Raw genomic sequence first — 22,733 nt, 5'->3', positions numbered from 1 at the left:
CCCTCGGCCTGGCGCCCGGCTTCGCCTGGGAGCGCGAGCCGGCCGGCGCCGCCGAAGGGGCCGCCCTGGCCGAGACGGCGCCGGGCTGGCGCGCCCTGGCGCTGCTCCAGATCGACCAGCGGGCCCGGGCGGAGCAGGAACTCCGCCGCCTCTGGCCGATCGCCCGGGGCAACCCGGCCCTGTCGCGCGCCATGCTGGCGGTGGCCAGCCAGGCGGGGCTGACCGATCTCGCCGCCCAGGTGGCGGCCCTGGTGCAGACCGCCGACGGCCGCCCGCGCGACTACGACCGCTTCCCCCTGCCCCGGCTGGAGCCGCTCGGCGGCTTCCGGGTGGACCCCGCCCTGCTCTACGGCATCGCGCTGCAGGAATCCCGCTTCGAGACGCGCGCCGTCTCGCCGGCCGGAGCGCGCGGGCTGATGCAGATCATGCCCGCCACCGCCGGCTACATCCTGGGCGATCCGAACCTGCGCAGCGTCGGCGGGCTCCGGCGCCTGGACGACCCGGCCTTCTCCATGGAGCTGGCGCAGCGCTACCTGCACCACCTCGGCGCGCGCGAGGTGGTGGATGGCGACCTGATCCGCATGCTCGCCGCCTACAACAACGGGCCTGGCAATGTCGGCCGCTGGGCCCCCGCCGTCCGGCACCAGAACGACCCCTTCCTGTTCATCGAATCGATCCCGGTGGCCGAGACGCGGGTCTATGTCCAGCGCGTGCTGGCCTATTCCTGGATCTATGCCAGCCGCCTCGGCCTGCCCGCCCCCAGCCTGGACGCCATGGCCGCCGGGCGCTTCCCCCGCTTCAACGCCACGCCGCTGGAACTGGCCGAGCAGCCGCCGCTTCAGCGTGCCGGCCGGATGGCGGCGCGCTGAGGCCAGCCTTGGCGGGGCGGGCGGCAAGACGCGCCCGGAAGCACCACCGAGGGTGGTTAACGCCTTATAAATCTTTTCATGAATTGATTATCAGTTTCAGAATATCGCTTGTTGGTTGCAAGAGCGACAAGGGTTGTGCCAACTGCGCCTGGTCGCATTCCGCGGCCCGAAGGCCTCGCCCTTCGTGTCCAGCACGCCAGGTTTCCCGGTCCCATGGCCACCTCTTCCCGCCAGATCGGCTTCGCCGCCCTCGCCGGCGTGCTGTTCCTGGCCCTCTTCCTGACCGGTGGCGCCACCATCCGCGAGGTGCTGCGCGACGCCCAGGGCCAGCGCGAGTCGCTCGATCACAGTCATCAGGTGATCGAGGCGCTGCTACAGCTCCGGACCTCCTTCCATGACGCGATCTCCTCGCGCAACCAGGCCCTGTTCGGCGTGCCCGGCGAGCATGCGGCCTCCCTCGCGCGGGCACGTCAGGAGATCGAGGCCGGCGTGGACCGCCTCCTGCTGATGCTGCCCGAGGACAACGTCTTCCATGCGGCGGCGAAGGGGCTGTCCGCCTCGGCCCTGAGCCTGGGGCGGCGGCTCGGGGCCACCCTGCGTCTCCAGGGCAGCCAGGGGCTGGATCTGCCCATGCTGGTGCGCGAGAGCGCCGCCGAGCGGCATCTGCTGCTGCGGCAGGCCGAGGCCCTGATCGACCGGCAGCGCGATCTCCTGGCCGGCTACAACACGGCCTACCTGGCCAGGGTGCAGGCGGTCCGGCAACTCTTCCTGGCGCTGCTCGGCACCGTGCTGCTCCTGGCCGCCGCGGCGCTCTGGGGGCTGTTCCGGTTCCTGCAGAGCAGCGCGGGCCGCTACAACGCCCTGGCCCAGGCCAAGCGCATCAGCGACGAGGTCAATGCCGCCCTGGCCGAGAGCCGCCGCCGGCTGCTCTCGGTGCTCGACCACGCGCTGGACCCGATCCTGCTGGTGGACCGCGACGGCCGGGTGCAGATCGCCAATGCCGCCGCCGCGCGCGCCTTCCAGCTCAGCCTGCCCGAGATCATCGGCAGCCCCATGCGCAGCCTGGTGCCGGCCTATGGCGCCCGCTCGGGCGAGGTGCGCGCCCACCGCGCCGACGGCACCGGCTTCCCGGCCGAGCTCTCGGTCGGCCACTACGAGGAGGGCGGCGAGGACCGGGCCGTCTGCGTCCTGCGCGACGTCACCGAGCGGCACCGGCTGGACGAGATGAAGAGCGAGTTCGTCTCCACCGTCAGCCACGAGCTGCGCACGCCGCTGACCTCGATCCGCGCCTCCCTCGGCCTGGTGCTGGGCGGCGTGGCCGGCGACCTGCCGGAGGAGATGCGCGAGCTGCTGGAGATCGCGCACAGCAACTCCGAGCGCCTCGTGATGCTGGTGAACGACATCCTGGATATCGAGAAGATCGAGGCCGGGCGCCTGGAGTTCCGCCGCGAGCGCGTCTCCGCCCGGGCGCTGCTGCACCAAGCGGTGGAAGCCAACCGCGCCTATGCCGAGCAGTTCCGCGTCCGCCTCGAGGAAACCGATGACGGCGGCGCCGACGCGATGGTCTTCGCCGATGCCCAGCGCATCCAGCAGGTGCTGGCCAACCTGCTTTCCAACGCCGCCAAGTTCTCGCCGGAGGGCAGCAGGGTCGAGGCCTCGCTGCTGGTCGATGCCGGCAACGTCACCTTCCGCGTGCGCGACCACGGCAAGGGCGTGCCGAGGGAATTCCGCCCGCGCATCTTCCAGCGCTTCGCCCAGGCGGATTCGAGCGACGTGCGGCGCAAGGGCGGCACCGGTCTCGGCCTGTCGATCAGCCGCTCCATCGTCGAGCACCACGCCGGCAGCATCGGCTTCGAGGATGCCGAGGGGGGCGGCACCCGCTTCCACTTCACCCTCCCGCGCCTCGCCGCCCCGGAACAGGCGCCACCCCCCGCCCACGGGCCGGGCGAGCGCCGCCGCGTGCTGATCGTCGAGGACGACGCCGACGTCGCCCGCCTGTTGCAGATGCTGCTGGACCGCCATGGCTGGGACAGCCGGATCGCGCACAGCGCCGCCGAGACCTTTGCGGCGCTGGACGCGGACCGCTTCGACGCCCTGACCCTCGACCTCATGCTGCCAGACGAGGATGGCTTCTCCCTGCTGCGGCGCCTGCGCGCCCGCGAGGACGGGCGGGCCCTGCCGGTCGTGGTGGTGTCCGCCGTCGCCTCCCAGGCGGTCGATCGGGCGGGCGGCCCGGCGCAGGACACGCTGCACGGCGATGCCATGGGCGTGGTGGACTGGCTGGAGAAGCCGATCGACCAGGACCGGCTGCGCCACGCCCTGCGGCACGCCATGCAGGCCGGCAGCTCCCGCATCCTGCATGTCGAGGACGACCAGGACATCCGCCGCGTCGTCTCCGCCGTCATGGGCGACGCGGCCGAGATGGTGCCGGCGCGCAGCCTGGCCGAGGCGCGCGCGAGGCTGGCCGGGGAGGGCGGCTTCGCCCTGGTGATCATCGACCTCGAACTGCCGGATGGTCCCGGCCTCGCGCTGATGCAGGACCTCCGCGCCTTGCGCCACCCGCCGCCGGTGCTGATCTTCTCCGCCAGCGACGCCGATGCCGAGGCCAGCCGCAGCGTCACCGCCACGCTGGTCAAGAGCCGTACCGGGAACCGCGAGTTGCACGACACCATCCGACACCTGATCGAACGCCCCTCCCCCGCCCCGGCGCCGGACGATTCCTCCCACGCGCCGGCGGGCGATTCCTCCCACGCCCTGGCGGGCGATTCTTCCCACGCCCTGGCGGGCGATTCTTCCCACGCCCTGGCGGGCGATGACCGAACGGACAGGCGGCCATGAGCGGGGCGGCGCTGCAGCGGATCCTCTACGTCGAGGACGATCCGGACGTGCGGAAGGTGACCGGCCTGGCGCTGAAGGCGCTCGGCCGCTTCACCATCGAGCCCTGTGCCTCCGGTCAGGAGGCTCTGGACCGCGCCGCGGCCTTCGCGCCGCAGCTGCTGCTGCTCGACGTGATGATGCCGGGCATGGACGGCCCGACCACCCTGCAGCGCCTGCGGGAGCTGCCGGGCCTGGCAGATGCGCCGGCGATCTTTATGACCGCCAAGGTGCAGCCGCAGGAGGTGCGACGCTACCGCGACCTCGGCGGGCTCGACGTCATCTCCAAGCCCTTCGATCCCATGACGCTGTCGGATCAGGTGCGGCGGATCTGGGAGGGGCGGCATGGCTGAGCGCGCCGGCGGGATGCCGGCCTCCGAGATGCCGGCGGGCGAGGCCGAGTTGCGCGACGCGCTGCGCCGGCTGCGCGCCGATGCCGTGCAGCGCCTGGGCGAGCGGGTGCAGGAACTGGCCCGGGCCTGGGAGCAAGATGTCCGCCCCCCCCTCCTGGCGGGGCAGGCGTCCATGGGGGCCCCGGGGGAGGCCCTGGGGGAGGCCCCGGGGGAGACCCTGCTGGAGGCCCTCGGCGAACTGGCCGGCGCGGCGCATCGCCTGTCCGGCTCGGGGGGAACCTTCGGCTTCCCCGCCATCTCCGCCGCCGCCGCGCCGCTGGAGCTGATCCTGCTCGGCCTGCGCGACGACCCCGCCCCGCGGCCCGGCCATCTGCTCCAGGCGGAACAGCTCATCGCCGCCCTCCGCGCCGCCTGGGAGGCGGGGCCGCAGGGCGAGATGACGGAGGCGGCGGAGGGCGGCGCGCATCATCCCGTCGAGACGGCGGAGCCGATCTTCCTCTTCGCCACGCCGCGCAACCAGGCGCTGCTCTCCGCCGTCATCACCAGCCTGGGCTACAGCATCGAGCGGGTCGGGGGGGAGCCCTCGGCGCTGCAGCGCCCCCCCGGCCGGCGCCATTGCGCCGCCGTGGTGGATGACGAGCTCGAGGCCCCGCTGGAGGTCTGCCAGACCCTGGCCGGGCATTGCCCGGTGGTGCTGCTGACCGGCGACATCGGCTTCCCGGCCCGCCTCGCCGCCGCCCGCGCGGGCGTCGATGCCGTGGTGGCCAAGCCGCTCGAGGTCAACGAGCTGGCCGACTGGCTCGACCACTTCGCCGGCCACCGCTCCGATCCGGGCTTCTCGATCCTGATCGTCGACGATGACCGCCTGCTGGCCGAGACCTATGCCCTCGCCCTGCGCCGCGCCGGCATGCAGGTCGCCACTGTGGCCGACCCCTCGCAGGTGATCGAGGCGATCGCCGCCACCGGCCCGGACCTGATCCTGATGGACATGCAGATGCCGGAGACCGACGGCATCGAGCTGGCGCGCGTGATCCGCCAGACCCGGCGGCACCTCTCCCTGCCGATCCTCTTCCTCTCCGCCGAGCAGGACCAGCAGCGGCAGATGCTGGCCCGGCGCCTCGGCGGCGACGACTTCATCCCCAAGCCGGTGGACCTCGACCGCCTGGTCTCGCAGGTGCGGATGCGGGCCGAGCGCGCGCGGGCGCTGCGCGCGGTGATGGAGACCGACAGCCTGACCGGCCTGCTCAACCATGCCCGCTTCAAGGAGCGCGTGGCGCTGGAACTGGCGCGCGCCGAGCGGCACGGCAGCCCCCTCAGCCTCGCCATCCTCGACCTCGACCACTTCAAGAGCGTCAACGACCGCTTCGGCCACCTGGTGGGAGACCGGGTGATCCGCGCCCTCTCGCGCGCCCTGCAGAAGCGGCTGCGGCGCACGGACGTGATCGGCCGCTACGGGGGCGAGGAGTTCGCCGTGCTGCTGCCGAACACGCGCCCGGAAGCGGCCCTGGCGGCGATCGACGGCATCCGCGCCCGCTTCGCCGAGGCACCCTTCGAGGCCGCCGGGGGCTGCTTCACCGCGAGCTTCAGCGCGGGCATCGCCGGCGCCGATGGTGGCGCGCAGCCCGAGGCGATGATATCGGCGGCCGATGCCGCGCTCTACGCGGCCAAGCGTGCCGGCCGCAACCGGGTGATGCTGGCCGGCGACTGACCCGCAGCCGAAAGGGCACCGCCATGCCGATCGACGAATCGCTACGCTTCCTGCCCGTCTCCATCGCGGTCCTCACCGTCTCGGACACGCGCGACATGGCGGAGGACCGCTCCGGCGCCCTGCTGGCCGGGCGCATCGAGGCGGCGGGACATCGCCTGCATTCGCGGCGGATCGTCCGCGACGACACGCCGGCGATCGAGGCCGTACTGCGCGGCTGGATCGCCGATCCGGAGGTCGATGTCGGCATCACCACCGGCGGCACCGGCATCACCGGCCGCGACGTGACGCCGGAGGCCTTCGAGCGGGTGCTGGAGAAGCGGATCGAGGGCTTCGGCGAGCTGTTCCGCATGTTGAGCTACCAGAAGATCGGCACCTCGACGATGCAGTCCCGCGCCATCGGCGGCGTCGCCGGCGGCACCTATCTCTTCGCCCTGCCCGGCTCCTCCGGCGCGGTGAAGGACGGCTGGGACGACATCCTGCGCTTCCAGCTCGATGCCCGGCACCGGCCCTGCAACCTGGTCGAGCTGATGCCGCGGCTGCAGGAGCATCTGCGCTGAGGCTCAGAACAGGGCCAGCTGCCGCGCCTCGGCCGGCGTGCCGCCGGGACCCGGCGGCGGGCTGAACTGGCCGCAATCCAGCGCGCCGCGCGCCTCGCCCCGGGCCGTGAGGCCCAGGCGGCGCGACGCGACGCGAAACCGGTTGGCCAGCATCTCGGCATAGGGTCCGGACCCCGACATGCGCTGGGCGAAGTCGCTGTCATAGACCCGGCCGCCCCGCGTCTGCCGCACCAGGGCCAGCACCCGCTCGGCCCGGTCCGGCATGTGCTCGCGCAGCCAGTCCTCGAACAGCCCGGCGATCTCCAGCGGCAGGCGCAGCAGCGTATAGGCGGCGCGCGTGGCACCGGAGGCGGCCGACCGCTCGAGGATGCGCTCCAGCTCCATGTCGTTCACCGCCGGGATCATCGGCGCGGCGAGGACGGCGGTGGGCACGCCGGCGGCGGTCAGTTGCCGGATCGCCTCCAGCCGCCGCCCCGGCGCCGCCGCGCGCGGCTCCAGGATGCGCGCCAGGGCAGGATCGAGCGTGGTGACGGAGAGGCAGACGCGCACCAGGTTGCGCGCCGCCAGCCGCTCCAGGATGTCGAGGTCGCGCAGCACGCCGGCCGACTTGGTGACGATGGTGACGGGATGGCCGAAGCGCTCCAGCACCTCCAGCACGCCGCGGGTCAGCTTCAGCTGGCGCTCCACCGGCTGGTAGGGATCGGTGTTGGAGCCCAGCGCCAGCGGGCGCGGCACATAGCCGGGCCGGCGCAGCTCCTTCTCCAGCAGCGCCGCCACCTCCGGCTTGAACAGCAGCCGCGTCTCGAAATCCAGGCCGGGCGAGAGGCCGAGATAGGCATGGCTCGGCCGGGCGTAGCAGTAGATGCAGCCGTGCTCGCAGCCGCGATAGGGGTTCACCGCGCGGTCGAAGCCGATGTCGGGCGAATTGTTCCAGGCGATGGCGCTGCGGGCCGCGTCCCGCGTCAGGGTGGTGGCCAGCGGGGGCAGGTCGGCGAAGCTCTCCTCCAGCGTCTGCCAGCCGTCGTCGAACGCCTCGGTGGCCAGGCGCTCGAAGCGCACCGCCGGGTTCCGCGTCGCCCCGCGGCCCTTGCGCGCGCCTTCCAGCAAGGGAGAGGCGGTGGCGCGGATGCTGCCCTCCGGCATCGTCAGTTCCCTTTCCGTTCGGCCGGACTCTGTGGCCGATTCGCCGTCGCCGTCAAGAACACTTCATGAACGGAACCCCCGGGCCGCCATGGCCCCTGCCATCCCGGGGCAATCCGGTGTTGGATGGCGGCCTCGGAAAGGGCGCCGCCGGAATGCGGCGGCGGAACAGCAAGGGGAGCAGACGATGAAGCGCAGGACCACTCTCTTCGGCCTGGCGGGCGCCGCCGCCGCCTCCAGCGGCTGGACCACGGCCAGAGCCGAATCGGCGGCGGAGTATCCCTCGCGGCCCGTGCGCGTCATCGTCCCCTATGCCGCCGGCGGCGGCACCGACATCTGGGGCCGCATTGCCACCACGGCGATGGCGGCGGATCTGGGGCAGCCCTTCGTGGTGGAGAACCGCGGCGGCGCCTCCGGCATGATCGGCACCGAGGCGGCGGCCCGCGCCCCGGCGGATGGCTACAACCTGCTGTACACGATCACCACCCATGTCCAGGCCCCCGTGGTGCTGCGCCGCTGGAGCTATGACCCGATCAAGGATTTCATGCCGATCGGGCGGCTGGGCACCACCTCGCTGGCGCTGGTGACGCGGTCGGAAACCCCGGCCAACACGCTGGAGGAATTCGTCGCCTGGGCGAAGGGCAAGCGGATGGGCTACGGCTCCTACGCCCAGGGTTCGATCGGCCACGCCTTCGGGCTGATGTTCAACCAGACCGCCGGCCTCGGCATGGAGCATGTCTCCTACCGGGGCGAGGCGCCCATGGCGATGGACATCCTGAACGGGCAGATCGCCTTCGGCTTCCACAGCCCGAGCGTGGTCGGCGGTCACCTCAAGGCGGGACGCATGAAGGCCCTGGCCTGCAGCGGCGAGCGGCGCATCCCCTCCCTGCCCCAGGTGCCCACCATGCTGGAGCTGGGCTACCCGAAGGAATTCGGCTCCGCCTCCTTCAACGGCCTGCTGGCGCCGGCGGCCGTGCCCCAGCCGATCCTGGACAAGCTCGCCGCCTCCTTCCGCAAGGCAGCGCAGGACCCCGATCTGCAGCGCCGGCTGATCGAGATCGACGTGGTGCCGGACTATCTCGGGCCGCAGGAGTTCCGGGCCTACATGGCGGCCTATCTGGAGGACTGGAAGCAGGTGACGGAGCGGCTCAACCTCTACGCCGAGAGCTGAGGCGGATCGGCTGCATCCCCGGCGGCGGCGCCGCGTTCTCCTGACCGGATCAGGCACAAGGGAGATCCCGCCATGACGGATGCCAGCGCGATCAGGGAACACATGGAGGTCATCGGCGCCGATGGCGTCCATGTCGGCACGGTGGACCGTGTCGAGGGCGAGCGCATCAAGCTCACCAAGCAGGACAGTGGCGAGGGCTCGCACAAGGGCCACCACCACTTCATCTCCCTCGGCCTGGTGGCGGAGGTCGAGGGCAACCAGGTCCGGCTCTCCGCCAATGGCGATGTGGCGGTGACCTTCGAGGAAGAGGCCTGACGGGGAAGAGGCCTGACACGCCTCAGCCGGGGTGGCGCCGCACCAGCAGCGTCATCCCCTCCACGCCCACCACGGCCACGGGCTGCCCGGCCGCGAGGCCGGTGCCCTGCGCCGGCCAATCGGAATCCCCGACGCGAACGCGCTCCGGCGTGAGCATCACGCCCTGGCGCCCGACCAGGCCGGCCGCCGGCGTGTTCAGCGCCCGGTCCGGCCGCGCCCGGCGGGGGCGCAGGAAGCGCAGCGAGAGGCCGATGCCGAGGGCGAGCAGCAGGACATAGGCCAGCAGGGACCCGACGGGGCCGGGCGCCGCCAGCAGCACCAGCAGGCCGGTGCCCACCGCCGCCGCCCCGATCCAGATCAGGAAGGCGCCGGGCAGCAGCAACTCGGCCGCCATCGCCAGCAGGCCGAGGCCGGTCCAGACCTGCCAGGAGGGCATCAGCCCCGCCCTCCGGCCTGGGGCACGGAGCCCTGCGGGGAAGGCGGCGGCGGCGCCGTTGCGGAACATCTCCATCGCGCCGGTGATGCCGCCCGCGATCGCCGCGGCCTCCATCGGCACCACCACCAGCTTGGCCGAGCGGCTGGCGGCAAGCTCCCCGAAGGCGCGGATGTAGCGCTCGGCAATGAAGTAGTTCAACGCCGCTTCGCCGCCGCCCCGCGCCGCCGCGGCGACCACGCGCGTGGCCTCCGCCTCGGCCTGGGCCAGCCGCTCGCGCGCCTCGGCATCGCGCCGCGCCGCCTCCAGCCGGCCCTCCGCCTCCAGCACCTGCGCCGCCTTGTCGCCCTCGGCGCGGGCGATCGCCGCCGCGCGCTCGCCCTGGGCCCGGGCCACCATGGCGCGGCGCTCGCGCTCGGCCGTCATCTGGGTGTTCATCGCCGCCACCAGATTGGCCGGCGGCTCGATCTTGCGGATCTCGACGCGCGTCACCTTGGCGCCCCAGGGGTCGGTGGCGCCGTCCAGCACGGAGAGCAGATAGGTGTTGATCTTGTCGCGCGAGGAGAGCGCGGCATCGAGATCCATCTCGCCGATGATGGCGCGGATATTGGTCATGGAGAGGGCGGTCAGCGCCTGGGTCAGGTTCTGCACCTGATAGGCCGCCTTCTCGGGGTCCATGACGCGGTAGTAGACCACGCCATCGACCGAGACATTGGCGTTGTCCCGCGTGATCACCGCCTGCTCGGGGATATCGAGCACCGTCTCCTGCACATTCATCCGGTGGCCGATGCCGTCGATGAAGGGGATGATGAAGTTCAGGCCGGGTTGCAGCACGCGGATGAAGGCGCCGAAGCGCTCCACCGTCCAGGCCTCGCCCTGGCTGACGGTGCGGATGCCCTTGAAGGCTGTGAGAATGGCGAGGCCGAGCAGGATGACGGCGACGATCAGGCCGCCGGGAACGGGCGTGTCCAAGAAGCGTTCTCCCTCCGGGGCCGTCGCCGGGGCCGGGGCGGCCGGCCCGCAGCATAGCATGGGCCGGCCTCCCGCCCGCATCGCGGCGGAGGAGGATGGCGGCATGCGAAGGATGGCGCTCCTGATCCTGCTGGCGGCCTGCGGCGCTCCGGCGCCGCCCGGCCCCTATGACGACGAGCCCCGCTTCTATCCGGGTGGCCGGCCCGCCCCCGCCGCGTCCCTCAGCCCCGGACAGGCGGCCCGCGACCGGGCGGCTGAACTGGCCTGCATCCGGCAGGGAAAGGCCGCCGAGGCCGCCCAGCCCTGGCTCGGCGCGCTCAGCATGCGGGCGGCGGTGATCGGCGCGCGGGTGCGCAACGACTGCCTCGACGCCTACCGGCGGAGCGGCGTGCCGCCCGGCTGAACCCGCGCCCGGCTGAACCCGCTTAGCCGGCCAGACGGCAGAACATCAGCTCGTGCTTGTTGTGCGCGCCATGGAAAAGCTGCGCGCCGGGGATGGCGGCGAATTCCGCCGCCGTGTCGTGGTCGGTCTCGCCCTGGAACTTGAGGGTGCAGACGAAGTTCCGCGCCCGCCCCGCCTCCATCCAGCGCCGCACCAGCGCCAGCAGCCGCGCCGGGTAGCAGATGATGTCACTGAACAGCCAGTCCACCGGCGGGTGCTTCTCCGGCTCCAGGCCGAAGGCGCTCTCGGTGCGGATGGTGACATTGGGCAGCGCCGCCACGGCCGGGTCCATCGCCGCCTTGTCCACCGCCGTCACCGCCCCGCCGAGTTGCGCCAGCGCCCAGCTCCAGCCGCCCGGCGCGGCGCCGAGGTCGAGGCTGGTCTCGCCCGGGCCGGGCCAGCGGCCGATCCGCGTCAGCGCCTCCCAGAGCTTGAGATAGGCACGGGAGGGCGGACCCTCGCGATCCTCCTCGAAGCGCACGGCGCCGTTCACGAAGGGGCTGGTCTTGGTCGGGCTGGCCAGCAGCCGGTCGGGCGCGAGCAGGGTCCAGGCGCCGAGATGCCCGGCCGGCGCCGGCTCGGGGAAGCGCAGCGGCCGCGCCTTGACCGGCGGCAGCGCCTGCTGGATCAGCGTGGCGCGGCGGTGGTGCAGCACCGGCTCCAGCGACCAGTTGCGCTGGATGGCGCGCAACGCCCCGGCCGCCGCCTTGATCGAGGGGGCGGGGATCTCGCGCGGATCGGTCCAGACATCCAGCGCCCAGGCGGAGGCCACCGGCGCCGCCGCGGTCAGCGCCAGGCGGCCGTGCCAGGCGGCGATGGCGACATCCGCCCGCCGCAGCTCCTCCTCCAGTTCCGGCTCGAAGCCCTCGGCGGCGAGATAGGCAGCCCGGATGCCGCTCATCCCCGCGGGGCCCGCAGCGCCGACAGGGCGAGCAGCAGCCAGCCCAGCATCAGGAGGGTGCCGCCGAGCGGCGCGATGCCCAGCGAGGCGCCACGCAGTACCAGCCACCAGATGGCGCCGCAGAAGCCCAGCATGCCGAGCAGGAAGCAGCCGCCGGCCCAATGCGGCAGGCGCCCCTCGCGCCGCTCGGCCAGCAGCCCCGTGGCCAGCAGGGCCAGGGCATGCCAGCCCTGCATGGTCAGGGCGCTCTGCACCATGCCGGCCCGCGCGGCGTCGAGCCGGGGCGCCAGGCCATGCGCGGCCCAGGCGGACAGGCCGACGGCGACGAGGCCGGAGAGGGCGCCAAGGAACAGCCAGATGCGAGACATGGCGTGGATCTAGCCTGCGTTCGGCCCGGCGGCCAGCGAGGGCGACAACAGACCCGCCGGCCGCGTCGCCGCATCCGGTACCCAGCCCTCCGGCCGGCGCCGGAACAGGGGCGTCGCGAAGGCGGCGGCGACCGGAAGCCCCGCCGGCCAGTCCGCCCGCCAGCGGTCGCCCTGCGCCATGGCGACGCAGAGGCCCACGGGCTCGACCCCCGCCCGGCGCAGCAGCGCCAGGCCGGCCAGGGCCGAGCTGCCGGTGCTGATGACATCGTCCACCAGCAGGACGCGCCGGCCCGTCAGGCGCGGCAGCAGGCGCGGGTCCAGCCACATCCGGCGCGCCTCGGGCGCGGTGGAGGAGGATGTCGGGACGGACAGCTCGGGGTCGTACCACCGCTTGCGGGAATAGCCGGGCGCCACCCAGTTCGGGTGGCCGAGCCGTTCCGCCACGGGGCCGCCGAGGACATGGCCGAGGGTGGGCAGCCCCACCACGACCTCGGCCCGGAGCGGGGCGGCCGCCTCCGCCATCCAGCCGCAGACCGGATGCAGCACGGAGAAGGCGGCCTGGTTGGCGATGAAGCCGGCGACCGCCACCTCGCCGTAATCCCGCAGCGGCAGGATCAGGAAGCGGCCATCCGGCAGGGGCGCCGGATAGTCGGTGTCGTGCGCCGCCGTGGCGGGAGGCGCCGCGACGAAGTCCTGCCAGTACTCCATGCCGGCCGGATGGCACGGCGCGGCGGTTTCGGCCAGGGCCTTGTTCCGGCCCCGGCCGCGCCGCGGGGATGCCCCCGCCGGTCAGACGATGATGTCGTCGCGGTGCTCGGCATGCCCCATGGTGACGAAGTGGAGCGTCGCGGCCTCCAGGTCGGTGCCGAAGGCGTCCTGGAGGTCGGTGTACTTGGCCAGGTAGTTGGCGGCGTTGAAGCCCTCGGTCAGCCGTCCCTCGGCATGGCCGTTCTGCACCCAGTGGCGCAGGCCGGCCTGGAGGTCGGGGCCGAGGACGTCGATCAGGTCGGTGTTGGCGGCCATGTAGTCCACCACATCGAAGCCGCCAGTGCTCCGCCCCTCGCCAAACCCGCTCTGCATGTAATGCAGCGTGGCAACACGCGGATCGGTGCCGAGGACATCGATGACGTCGGTGTTGACCGCCAGGTAGTTCAGCGTATCGAAGCTGGTGGCGCGCCCCTCGGCATGGCCGAAGTGGACATAGTGCGCGGCGGCGGCGTCCATGTCGGGGCCGAGGGCGGCCAGCACGTCGGTGTTGGCGGCCAGATAGGCGGCGTTGTCGAAGGCATCGGCGGCGCGGCCCTCGTTCCGTCCGAAGAGGAGGTAGTGCCGCGTCGCCGTGGTGGTGTCGGCGCCCATCGCCCCGATCAGGTCGCCATAGGAGGCGAGATACTCCATGGCCTTGAAGCCATCGAGCGGGCGGCCTTCCTGCGCGCCGAACTGGACGTAGTGCCGCATCGCCGCCGTGGCATCATCGCCGAAGACGGCGAGGTCGGGGTTGGAAGCGAGGTAGCGCAGCGCATCGAAGCTCGCCGCCGCGCGCCCCTCCGCCGCGCCGTTCTCGGCGAAATGCAGCGCCGCCGCCTCGACGCTGCCGCCCAGCGGGGCGATCAGGTCCGGGTTGCTGGCGAGGTAGGCCAGGGGATCGAAGCCGGGCAGGTGGGAGAGATCGATGACGCTGTCGCTGAAGCGCAGCTGCTCGACATTGATCAGGTGATCGACGGAATGCGTCGCGGTGTTGGTCACGGTGACGACGGGACCGCGATAGGTGACGACGCTCTGGCCCGCGCTGCCGGCGAAGGTGGCGACATCGAAGCCCGCGCCGCCATCGATGAAGTCGCTGCCGGCATCGCCCGACAGCGTGTCGTTCCCGGCGGCCCCGAAGAGCACGTCATCGCCGAGGCCGCCATTCAGGCGATCGGCGGCGGCGGCGCCGTACAGGTGGTCGTCCCCCGTGGTCAGGCTGTTCGCCAGGGCGCGCAGGCCGTTGCTGCTCAGCACCTCGCGGAAGGTCAGGCCGAGGCCGCTGATGTCCAGATAGGCCTCGCCGCCATGCCACTCGATGAAGCGCTCGACGGTGCCGCCGAAGGAGATCAGGTTCAGGTTCGAGCCCTGGATCTCCAGCATGCCGTTCGGCACGGCGGCCGAGCTGATGCCGATGCGGATCGTGCTCGCCGAGGCGGAGACGATCGTGAAGCTCGCGCCGAGGGCGTTGAAGATCAGGCTGCCATTGGCGTCGAAGCCGGAAGCCCCGGTGATGAACTGAGCCATTTTTTGGCCCTCCGTTGAAGTTCTCTGCGGTTGCGAGGATGAAGCGGAATGGTTGACGGGAGGTTTGTTCCGGACCCGTTGGCCTGGATTCTTTCGTGTCCCGGGGCCGGGTTTTCAGAAGGCGATGGCGAGGCCGAGATGCCACGCGCTGTAGCCGGCGCGGCCGTCCGTGTAGGCGAGGGTCGCGCTCACCGGCGCCTCCCGCCCGAGGCTCAGGCTCAGCCGGTACTCCTGCCAGCTCGGCACGGCGAAGCGGCTGCCGGCCACCCGCGTGTCGGTCACGCCCGCCGAGACCGTCACCGGGCGCCCCGCCAGCGTGCCGAGGCCGCGCGCCAGCCAGACGCCGTTGCGGTAGAAGCTGTTGTCGAGGCGGTAGTCGATCCGCGCCTTGCCCACCTCCAGCGGGCGGGTCGCGGCATAGGCGTAGGTGTTGCCGATGCCGAGGGTGAGGCCGGCGGGCAGCGCCAGGCGCAGGTCGCTGGTCAGCGAGGGGCCATGCGCCGCCGCGACATTGCCGGAGTCGTAGGAGCCGGCGGCGCCGTAGCGATAGGCAGGGGAGAGGGCCCAGCGCACCGCCTCCCCGCGGATCAGCGGAATTCGCAGGCCGAGCGCGGCGGAGCCCATATAGGCGCGGGCGCCCTCCAGCTCGTTGAGAGCGAGCGGCAGGCTCAGATAGGCCTCGGGCCCGTCCGCGCCGAAGGTGTAGGAGGCGGCCAGCGGCAGGCCATAGGCCCGCGCGGTGCCGCCGACGCGCTGCGACTGGAATTCGAAGCCGGAACCGAAATGCCAGCCTGCGGCGCGCGGCGCGAGGGTGCCGAGATCGCCCGGCGGCTGGATGCCGGCCGCGTGGCTCGCGGCGATGGACTGGCCCAGCAGAGAACCGGGATTGCCCGCGATGGGGTCCTTCAGCGTCCGCGCCACCAGGGCGTCGGCGACCTCGTACATCGCCTCGTCATCGCCGCTGCCGCCAAGGAAGGCGCGAAGCTGGCGCTGCGACTCCTCCCGCGTGGCGCCGCTGAAGGTCCGGTCGATGCCGGCCCGCGGCACGATCAGCCGGATCTCCGGGGAGTTGCGCGCCATGGACAGCGTCGCGTCCAGCCCGCGGATCGACAGGCTGCCCTGCACCGCCGAGGCGTTGGTGTAATGGGGAGAAAGGCTGGCGATGCCGCGCGTCGTCAGCACGGACTGGAGTTCCTGCACGTCCGTGTAGCTGCGGCTGGCGGGGACGCCATCGACCGTGACGTTCACGCTGTAGAGCTCGGCCAGGGCCGGCGGCGCGGCTGTCAGGCAGGCCAGGGCGGCCAGGATAGGCAGGAAGGAGAATCGGCACCGCATTCTGCGAACCCCGGATGGCATGGCGCCAGAGTGGAGGCTGGCGCCGCTGAACTCACAGATCCGTGATCTACCGGAAAAACAGCCGCGGATGCCAGCGCAATCTCACGCATATAGAACAAAGTGTACTTGGTTAATGAACCATTTAGTTTATGATGCCCCTCTCCCGGGCAGCCATGGCATGGTCTAGCCTCCGCGTTATGCCGGAAGCCTTGGGAGACTTCGCCATGCCGACACGACGTTCCTTGCTGCTCACCACCGCGGCCGCCACGGCGCTGCCCCTCGTCGCCTTCCGGGCGGCGGCCCAGACCCCTCCCGGCGTGCTGGTCTTCGCCAAGCTGATCGACGACATCATCAGCCTCGATCCGCACGAGGCCTTCGAGTACACCGCCTCCGAACTGGCCGGAAATGTCTACCAGAAGCTGGTGACCACCCCGAATTCCAACCCTTCCAGCATCGTCGGCGAGCTGGCCGAGAGGTGGGAGGTCTCGGAGGACAACACGGTCTTCACCTTCACCTTGCGGCAGGGGCCGAAATTCGCCTCCGGCCAGCCGGTGACGGCCGAGGATGTCGCCTTCTCCCTCACCCGCGTCGTGGCGATGAACAAGTCGCCGGCCTTCATCATCAACCAGTTCGGCTTCACCCGGGAGAACGTGGCCGAGCGCATCCGCGCCACCGATGCCCGCACCGTGGTCCTGCGCACGGCCGCGCCGACGGCGCCGAGCTTCCTGCTCTACTGCCTCTCCGCCGCCGTCGGCTCGGTGGTGGAGAAGGCGGCGGTGATGGCCAGGGCGCAGGGCGACGACTGGGGCAATGGCTGGCTGAAGCAGAATTCCGCCGGCTCGGGCAGCTACGCCATCCGCCAGTGGAAGGCGAGCGAGAGCGTCCTCCTGGACGCCAACCCGCACAGCAATGTCGCGCCGAAGATCAGGCGCGTCATCATCCGCCACCTCCCCGATCCCTCGGCGCAGCTTCTCGGCCTGCAGCGCGGCGACATCGACATCGCCCGCAACCTGGTGGCCGACCAGATCCAGCAGTTGCAGGGCGACGGCAAGTACACGGTGCAATCCGCCCGCAAGGCCAGCCTGCTGTATCTCAGCCTGAACCAGAAGCACCCGCAGCTCTCCAGGCCCGAGGTGCGGCAGGCGATCAAGCTGGCGCTCGACTACGACGCCATCCAGAAGAACATCGTGCCCACCACCTTCGCGGTGCACCAGGCCTTCCTGCCGGAGGGCCTGCCCGGCGCCGTGACGGAGCATCCCTTCAGCAGGAAGACCGCCGAGGCGAAGGCGCTGCTGGCCAAGGCCGGCCTCGCCGACGGCTTCGAGGTCTCCTTCGACTACGGCTCCGCCGCGCCGCAATCCGACATCGCCCAGGCGATCCAGGCCAATCTGGCCGAGATCGGCATCCGGCTGCGGATGCTGCCGGGCGAGCAGCGCGCGGTCATCACCAAGACCCGCGCCCGGCAGCACGACATCGCCATGGTGCGCTGGGGCTCGGACTACTTCGATCCGCACAGCAACGCGGAGGCCTTCAGCATGAACCCGGACAACGGCCCGGAGGCCCGCAACAAGACCCTGGCCTGGCGCGCCAGCTGGGACATCCCCGAACTGACCGCCAGGGCCGAGGCGGCGCTGAAGGAGACGGATGCCGCCCGGCGCTCGGAGATGTACGTGGCGCTGCAGAAGGACCACCAGCAGCAGTCGCCCTTCGTCATCATGCTGCAGGAGATCGAGGTGGCCGTCGCCCGCGCCGGCGTGACCGGCTTCGACATGGGCCCGATGAACGACCGCCATTCCTACACGAACATCACCAAGGCATGACGCCATCCGACTCCGGCCGGGCGGCGGTGCCGTCCGGCGGCGCCCCGGCGCGGAGGCGCCCCTCCGCGGCGCGGCGGCGGCTGGCGGCGCTGTCCGGCACGCTGGCCAGCGTGCCGATCACCCTTCTCGGCCTCGCCCTCGTCACCTTCCTGATCGGTCGCGTGGTGCCGATCGACCCGGTGCTCGCCATCGTCGGCGACCGCGCGCCGGCGGATGTGGTGGAGCGCGCCCGGCTGGAGCTCGGCCTCGACCAGCCGCTCCACATCCAGTTCTGGCGCTACCTCGGGCAGATCGTGAGCGGCGACCTCGGCCGCTCGGTGATGACGGCCAATCCGGTGACGCAGGACATCGCCCGCTTCTTTCCCGCCACCTTCGAGCTGGCCACGGTGGCGATCGTTCTCGCGGTGCTGATCGGCGTTCCGCTCGGCGTGCTGGCGGCGACGCGGCAGGGAAGCTGGATCGACCAGGGCGTGCGGCTGTTCTGCCTCGCCGGCCATTCCCTGCCGGTCTTCGTGCTCGGCCTGCTCTCGCTGCTGCTGTTCTACGCGCGGCTCGGCTGGGCGCCCGGCCCCGGGCGGCAGAGCATCTTCTACGAGGGCATGGTGGAGGAGCGCAGCGGCATCCTCACCCTGGACGCCGCGCTCGCCGGCGACTGGGGCGCCTTCCAGGATGCGCTGGCGCATCTGGCGCAGCCGGCCGGGGTGCTGGCGCTGTTCAGCCTGGCCTATATCGCGCGCATGACGCGGGCCTTCATGCTGGCCGAGCTGAAGAGCGAATACGTCATCACCGCCCGCGCCAAGGGGCTGTCGGGGGCGCGCATCGTCTGGCTCCATGCCTTCCGCAACATCGCCGTGCCGCTGGTGACGGTGCTGGCCATGACCTATGCCGGGCTGCTGGAGGGCGCGGTGCTGACCGAGACGATCTTCGCCTGGCCGGGCCTCGGCCAGTACCTCACCGTCTCGCTGCTGAACGCCGACATGAACGCGGTGCTGGGCGCCACGCTGGTGGTCGGGCTGATCTATGTCGCCCTCAACCTGCTGGCCGATCTGCTCTACCGCCTGCTCGATCCGAGGGTGAGGTAGCCCATGTCCGCGTCATCCTCCGCCCCCGTCTCCTGGCGCGCCTGGCTGCTCTCCGATGCGCCGGCCTCGCGCGCGCAGGCGAAATGGGGCCGGCGCTACCAGCTCTGGCTGGCCTTCCGGCGCAACGGCCTCGCCGTCGCCGGGCTGGTCATCGCGCTGGCCATGCTGCTGCTCTCCCTCGCCGCGCCGCTGCTGGCGCCGCAGGATCCCGGCGCGCAGGCGCTGGCCAACCGCCTGCAGCCGCCCTCGGCGGCGCATTGGCTCGGCACCGACGAGCTGGGCCGCGACGTCTGGTCGCGCCTGCTGCATGGCGGGCGCGTCACGCTCGGCATGGTCGTCGCCGTGGTGGTGCTGGTGGCGCCGCTGGGCCTCGTCATCGGCTGCGTCGCCGGCTATGCGGGGGGCCTGCTCGACAAGGTGCTGATGCGCGTCACCGATGTCTTCCTGGCCTTCCCGCGGCTGATCCTGGCCCTGGCCTTCGTCGCCGCCATGAAGCCCGGCGTGGAGAGCGCCGTCATCGCCATCGCGCTCACCGCCTGGCCGCCCTATGCCCGGCTGGCGCGGGCCGAGACGCTGACCATCCGCAACACCGACTACATCGCCGCGGTGCGGATGACCGGCGCCTCGCCCTGGCGCGTCATCTGGCGGCATGTCGCGCCGATGTGCCTGCCCTCGCTCACCGTGCGCGTGACGCTCGACATGTCCTCGATCATCCTGACGGCGGCCGGCCTCGGCTTCCTGGGCCTCGGCGCCCAGCCGCCGATCCCGGAATGGGGCACCATGATCGCCACGGCGCGGCGCTTCATCCTGGAGCAGTGGTGGGTTCCGGTGATCCCGGGGCTCGCCATCTTCATCGCCTCCCTCGCCTTCAACCTGCTGGGCGACGGGCTGCGCGACGTGCTGGACCCGAAGCAGCGGTGAGCGGCGCCATGGCAGCCCCCCCCGACAGGGCCCCCCACCGGCCCCCCCACCGGCCCCCCCACCGTCCCCTGGTCGAGATCCGCGACCTGCGCGTGGACTTTCCCCATCCCTCCGGCTTCACCCGGGCGGTGCGCGGCATCTCCCTCAGCCTCGGGCGGGAGAAGCTCGGCATCGTCGGCGAGAGCGGCTCGGGCAAGTCGGTGACGGGGCGGGCGCTGATGCGGCTGCTGCCCGGCTCGGCCCGCGTGACGGCCGAGGCGCTGCGCTTCGACGGCACCGATGTGCTGGCCGCCTCGGAGCGGCAGATGCGCAGCCTGCGCGGCGGCCGCATCGGCCTGATCCTGCAGGACCCGAAATACAGCCTGAACCCGGTGATGACGGTCGGCCGACAGATCGCCGAGGCCTGGCTCGCCCACAGGAAGGGCAGCCGGCGCGAGGCCCGGGACGTGGCGCTGTCGCTGCTGGAGCAGGTGCGCATCCGCGAGCCGGGGCGCGTGCTGGACGCCTATCCGCACGAGATCTCGGGTGGCATGGGGCAGCGCGTGATGATCGCCATGATGCTGGCGCCGGAGCCGGACATGCTGATCGCCGACGAGCCGACCAGCGCCCTCGATGCCAGCGTGCAGGCGGAGATCCTGCGGCTGATCGAGGATCTGGTCTCGGCCCGCGGCATGGGGCTGATGCTGATCAGCCACGATCTGCCGCTGGTCGCGCGCTTCTGCGACCGGGTGGCGGTGATGTATGCCGGACAGGTGATGGAGGAGCTGCCCGCGCGCGATCTGCACCGGGCTGAGCATCCCTATACCCGCGGCCTGCTGGACTGTATGCCGAGCCTCGACCACCCGCGCGCCCGCCTGCCGACGCTGGACCGCGACCCCGCCTGGCTGGAGCCGCGCGCATGATCTCCATCCGGCATCTCGACGTGCATTTCGGCAGCAGCCACGTGGTGCGCGACATCTCCTTCGGGATCGGCGCGGGCGAGACCTACGGGCTGGTGGGCGAGAGCGGCTCGGGCAAGTCCACCGTGCTGCGCACCATCGCCGGGCTCAACGCGGACTGGCAGGGGGAGATGACGCTCGGCGGCAAGGCCTTGGGCGCCCGGCGCGACCGCGCCTTCTTCAAGACGGTCCAGATGGTCTTCCAGGATCCCTATGGCTCGCTGCATCCGCGCCAGACGGTGGACCGCATCCTGGCCGAGCCGCTGGCGATCCATGGCATCCCCGATGCCGAGGCGCGCATCGCCCGGGCGCTCTCCGAAGTGGCGCTGCCGCGCACCGCCCGCTTCCGTTTCCCGCACCAGCTGTCCGGCGGGCAGCGGCAGCGCGTCGCCATCGCCCGCGCCCTGATCGCCGATCCCGCCGTGCTGCTGCTCGATGAGCCGACCAGCGCGCTGGACGTCTCGGTGCAGGCGGAGGTGCTGAACCTGCTGGCCGACCTGCGGCAGGCGCGGCAGCTCACCTGCATCCTCGTCTCGCACAACCTGGCGGTGGTGGCGCATCTCTGCGGCCGCCTGGCGGTGATGCAGGGGGGGCGGATCGTCGAGGAGCTGAGCGCGGCGCAACTCCGCGCCGGGGAGGCCCGGCACCCGCATACGCGCGAGCTGATCGCCCTGTCGCACGAGCTGGCGGCCTGAGGTGGCCGCCAGGGCGCGCGGATGGCTTGCCGGGCGCTCCGCACTGATGTGAACTGTCGACAGGAGAGCGGGGTATGGAACGCCCGCCCGGAGGAGCGTCGATGGTATCACGTCGTGAGACGCTGGGGCTGATGGCCTCGGCCCCGTTGCTGGGGGCCCGGCCGGCCCTCGCCCAGGCCGATTATCCCAGCCGCGCCATGGTCGTGCTGGTGGGATTTGCCCCTGGCGGCGGCACGGACATCATTGCCAGGCTGCTGGCCCCTTCCCTGCAGGCCAGTTTCGGGCAGCCGGTCACGGTCGAGAACCGCCCCGGGGCCAGCGGCACCGTGGCGGCCGCGGCGGTGGCGCGCTCCCGCCCTGATGGCTATACGCTTCTGATGGGCACGGTCAGCACCCAGGCGGTGGTCGGGCCCCTGATGCGGCAGCCGCCCTATGACCAGATGCGCGACTTCACCCCCATCACGCTGGCTGGCACGGTGCCGCTGGTGGCGGTGGTTCCGGCCAAGGCTCCCTATCGCGACCTCCAGGGCCTGATCGAGTACGCCCGCGCGCATCCCGGCCAGCTCAACTACGCCTCGTCCGGCATCGGCACGCAGCAGCATCTGGCGGCGGAAATGCTCTGCCAGGCGGCGGATATCCGCATGACCCATGTGCCTTATCGCGGCACGGGGCCCGTGGTGAACGACCTGCTGGCCGGCACGCTGGATCTGGCCATCGACACCATGCCGACGCACCTGCCGCATCTGCGCGCGGGCAGCACGCGCGCCCTGGCGGTCACCTTGCCGCAGCGCGTCGCCGCCCTGCCGGATGTGCCGACGGTGGCGGAGAGCGGCTTTCCCGGCTTCGAGATCAATGTCTGGTACATGCTGCTCGGCCCGGCCGGATTGCCGGATGCCGTGGTGAAGCGTTGGTCGGAAGCGATGCAGGCGGCCCTGCGCGACCCGGCCAACCGTGCCAGGCTGGAGGAAGCGGGCTTCATTCCCGGTGGCGGCTCGGTGCAGGACGCGGCCGAACTGGTGCGGCGGGAGGCGGAACGCTACGCGGCGCTGGCCCAGCGGGCCGGCATCCGCATCGAATAGGGCCGGAGGCGGTTGCGGCCCGGAGTCGGGGCAGGCATGTATGCCGCTTCGAAGCCGAGATATCATCGCGAGGATTCATGCGCAGAGGCCGCGCCAAGAGCATTCCGAAGAGCCAGACCCGCCGTCCCGCGGAGGCGGCGGGGGAAGTCGCGCGGCTGCGGCAGGAGCTCCAGGAGGCGCGCGCCCTGCTGCGGGAATTGGCGGACGGAGGCGGCTCCGTGGTCGCCAGGCGCTTGGCCAGCCTGGAAGAGGAGCGCCAGATCGCCCGTGGCCAAGCTGTCGAGGCAGCCATGGCCAAGTCGAAAGCGGAAGGGGAGTTGCGCCGGCTTCAGGCCGCGATCGACAAGGCGCCGGGATTCCAGGGCTGGCTGCTGCGGCGGGCGCGTCGCCGCCTGGAGACGGGCTGAGCCGGGCGCGTTACCCGGCTTTCCAAGCCCCCCATGGTGGAATGGCCCGCGACTATTGTCTGCGGGCTTTGTGTGTATGGTG

Annotated in this window: 22 protein-coding genes; 15 read left to right on the top strand and 7 right to left on the bottom strand. The window is 71.9% G+C overall.

Annotation, left to right across the window (positions count from 1 at the left end; translation table 11 throughout):
- The 5 genes from ACVMLK_RS13565 to moaB form a co-directional block, all read left to right on the top strand.
- Window positions 1-869, top strand: an 869-nt coding sequence (locus ACVMLK_RS13565) for a lytic transglycosylase domain-containing protein (protein WP_457486678.1), incomplete at its 5' end; no start/stop codon positions are given.
- Window positions 870-1,082: 213 nt separating this feature from the next.
- Complete coding sequence (locus ACVMLK_RS13560) at window positions 1,083-3,707, top strand: ATP-binding response regulator (protein WP_457486677.1); 2,625 nt, start codon at window positions 1,083-1,085, stop codon at window positions 3,705-3,707.
- Complete coding sequence (locus ACVMLK_RS13555; protein ID WP_198367683.1) at window positions 3,704-4,096, top strand: response regulator; 393 nt, start codon at window positions 3,704-3,706, stop codon at window positions 4,094-4,096. Before ACVMLK_RS13560 ends, ACVMLK_RS13555 begins: the two co-directional genes overlap by 4 nt.
- The gene (locus ACVMLK_RS13550; protein ID WP_457486676.1) at window positions 4,089-5,804 is read left to right on the top strand and encodes a diguanylate cyclase; all 1,716 of its coding nucleotides are present in this window, start codon (window positions 4,089-4,091) and stop codon (window positions 5,802-5,804) included. Before ACVMLK_RS13555 ends, ACVMLK_RS13550 begins: the two co-directional genes overlap by 8 nt.
- A gap of 23 nt (window positions 5,805-5,827) precedes the next feature.
- On the top strand, window positions 5,828-6,361 hold the full coding sequence (moaB, locus tag ACVMLK_RS13545) for a molybdenum cofactor biosynthesis protein B (RefSeq protein ID WP_198367685.1): 534 nt from the start codon (window positions 5,828-5,830) through the stop codon (window positions 6,359-6,361).
- A gap of 3 nt (window positions 6,362-6,364) precedes the next feature.
- Here moaB and ACVMLK_RS13540 read toward each other — a convergent pair whose 3' ends face one another.
- Window positions 6,365-7,504 (bottom strand): PA0069 family radical SAM protein, encoded by a 1,140-nt coding sequence (locus tag ACVMLK_RS13540; protein ID WP_198367686.1) that lies wholly within the window; start codon window positions 7,502-7,504, stop codon window positions 6,365-6,367.
- A 184-nt stretch (window positions 7,505-7,688) separates the two neighbouring features.
- On the opposite strand from ACVMLK_RS13540, the gene ACVMLK_RS13535 reads away from it, so the two are divergent.
- Together ACVMLK_RS13535 and ACVMLK_RS13530 are read left to right on the top strand one after the other, a co-directional pair.
- Complete coding sequence (locus ACVMLK_RS13535; protein ID WP_198367687.1) at window positions 7,689-8,672, top strand: Bug family tripartite tricarboxylate transporter substrate binding protein; 984 nt, start codon at window positions 7,689-7,691, stop codon at window positions 8,670-8,672.
- A 72-nt stretch (window positions 8,673-8,744) separates the two neighbouring features.
- Window positions 8,745-8,987 (top strand): DUF2171 domain-containing protein, encoded by a 243-nt coding sequence (locus ACVMLK_RS13530; RefSeq protein ID WP_422922171.1) that lies wholly within the window; start codon window positions 8,745-8,747, stop codon window positions 8,985-8,987.
- Between the two features lie 22 nt (window positions 8,988-9,009).
- Here ACVMLK_RS13530 and ACVMLK_RS13525 read toward each other — a convergent pair whose 3' ends face one another.
- Window positions 9,010-10,392, bottom strand: a complete 1,383-nt coding sequence (locus tag ACVMLK_RS13525; protein ID WP_457486675.1) for an SPFH domain-containing protein — start codon at window positions 10,390-10,392, stop codon at window positions 9,010-9,012.
- A gap of 58 nt (window positions 10,393-10,450) precedes the next feature.
- Between ACVMLK_RS13525 and ACVMLK_RS13520 the strand changes: the two genes are divergently transcribed.
- Entirely contained in the window at window positions 10,451-10,795 is a 345-nt protein-coding gene (locus ACVMLK_RS13520) for a hypothetical protein (protein WP_457486674.1), read from the top strand.
- Window positions 10,796-10,817: 22 nt separating this feature from the next.
- Here ACVMLK_RS13520 and ACVMLK_RS13515 read toward each other — a convergent pair whose 3' ends face one another.
- The 5 genes from ACVMLK_RS13515 to ACVMLK_RS13495 form a co-directional block, all read right to left on the bottom strand.
- On the bottom strand, window positions 10,818-11,735 hold the full coding sequence (locus ACVMLK_RS13515; RefSeq protein ID WP_457486673.1) for an SAM-dependent methyltransferase: 918 nt from the start codon (window positions 11,733-11,735) through the stop codon (window positions 10,818-10,820).
- A complete protein-coding gene (locus ACVMLK_RS13510) occupies window positions 11,732-12,103 on the bottom strand; it encodes a DUF423 domain-containing protein (RefSeq protein WP_198367693.1) in 372 nt (123 codons plus the stop codon). Before ACVMLK_RS13510 ends, ACVMLK_RS13515 begins: the two co-directional genes overlap by 4 nt.
- A 9-nt stretch (window positions 12,104-12,112) precedes the next feature.
- Window positions 12,113-12,811, bottom strand: a complete 699-nt coding sequence (locus ACVMLK_RS13505; RefSeq protein ID WP_457486672.1) for a phosphoribosyltransferase — start codon at window positions 12,809-12,811, stop codon at window positions 12,113-12,115.
- 81 nt (window positions 12,812-12,892) lie between these two features.
- The gene (locus ACVMLK_RS13500) at window positions 12,893-14,374 is read right to left on the bottom strand and encodes a hypothetical protein (protein WP_457486671.1); all 1,482 of its coding nucleotides are present in this window, start codon (window positions 14,372-14,374) and stop codon (window positions 12,893-12,895) included.
- Window positions 14,375-14,488: 114 nt separating this feature from the next.
- Window positions 14,489-15,709 carry a hypothetical protein gene (locus tag ACVMLK_RS13495; protein WP_457486670.1) on the bottom strand — a complete coding sequence of 407 codons (1,221 nt, stop codon included), beginning with the start codon at window positions 15,707-15,709 and terminating at the stop codon, window positions 14,489-14,491.
- 224 nt (window positions 15,710-15,933) lie between these two features.
- Here ACVMLK_RS13495 and ACVMLK_RS13490 point away from each other — a divergent pair, with 224 nt between their 5' ends.
- The 7 genes from ACVMLK_RS13490 to ACVMLK_RS13460 all read left to right on the top strand — a co-directional run bounded on the left by ACVMLK_RS13490 (window position 15,934) and on the right by ACVMLK_RS13460 (window position 22,651).
- Window positions 15,934-17,529: an ABC transporter substrate-binding protein gene (locus ACVMLK_RS13490; protein ID WP_457486669.1), complete on the top strand. Its 1,596-nt coding sequence runs from the start codon at window positions 15,934-15,936 to the stop codon at window positions 17,527-17,529.
- The gene (locus ACVMLK_RS13485) at window positions 17,526-18,611 is read left to right on the top strand and encodes an ABC transporter permease (RefSeq protein WP_198367698.1); all 1,086 of its coding nucleotides are present in this window, start codon (window positions 17,526-17,528) and stop codon (window positions 18,609-18,611) included. The genes ACVMLK_RS13490 and ACVMLK_RS13485 overlap by 4 nt, the downstream gene beginning before the upstream one ends.
- A 3-nt stretch (window positions 18,612-18,614) precedes the next feature.
- Window positions 18,615-19,532 carry a nickel transporter permease gene (gene nikC, locus ACVMLK_RS13480; protein ID WP_457486668.1) on the top strand — a complete coding sequence of 306 codons (918 nt, stop codon included), beginning with the start codon at window positions 18,615-18,617 and terminating at the stop codon, window positions 19,530-19,532.
- A gap of 8 nt (window positions 19,533-19,540) precedes the next feature.
- On the top strand, window positions 19,541-20,434 hold the full coding sequence (locus tag ACVMLK_RS13475; protein WP_457486667.1) for an ABC transporter ATP-binding protein: 894 nt from the start codon (window positions 19,541-19,543) through the stop codon (window positions 20,432-20,434).
- Window positions 20,431-21,165, top strand: coding sequence for an ABC transporter ATP-binding protein (locus tag ACVMLK_RS13470; RefSeq protein ID WP_198367701.1), 735 nt, complete (start codon window positions 20,431-20,433; stop codon window positions 21,163-21,165). Before ACVMLK_RS13475 ends, ACVMLK_RS13470 begins: the two co-directional genes overlap by 4 nt.
- Before the next feature lie 101 nt (window positions 21,166-21,266).
- A complete protein-coding gene (locus tag ACVMLK_RS13465; protein ID WP_457486666.1) occupies window positions 21,267-22,244 on the top strand; it encodes a Bug family tripartite tricarboxylate transporter substrate binding protein in 978 nt (325 codons plus the stop codon).
- 77 nt (window positions 22,245-22,321) lie between these two features.
- The gene (locus tag ACVMLK_RS13460) at window positions 22,322-22,651 is read left to right on the top strand and encodes a hypothetical protein (protein WP_457486665.1); all 330 of its coding nucleotides are present in this window, start codon (window positions 22,322-22,324) and stop codon (window positions 22,649-22,651) included.
- Window positions 22,652-22,733: the final 82 nt, after the last annotated feature.

Source organism: Teichococcus aerofrigidensis (assembly GCF_054073225.1).
Note: the sequence above shows the minus strand (reverse complement) of the source record. Positions and strands in the feature narration are given on the sequence as shown.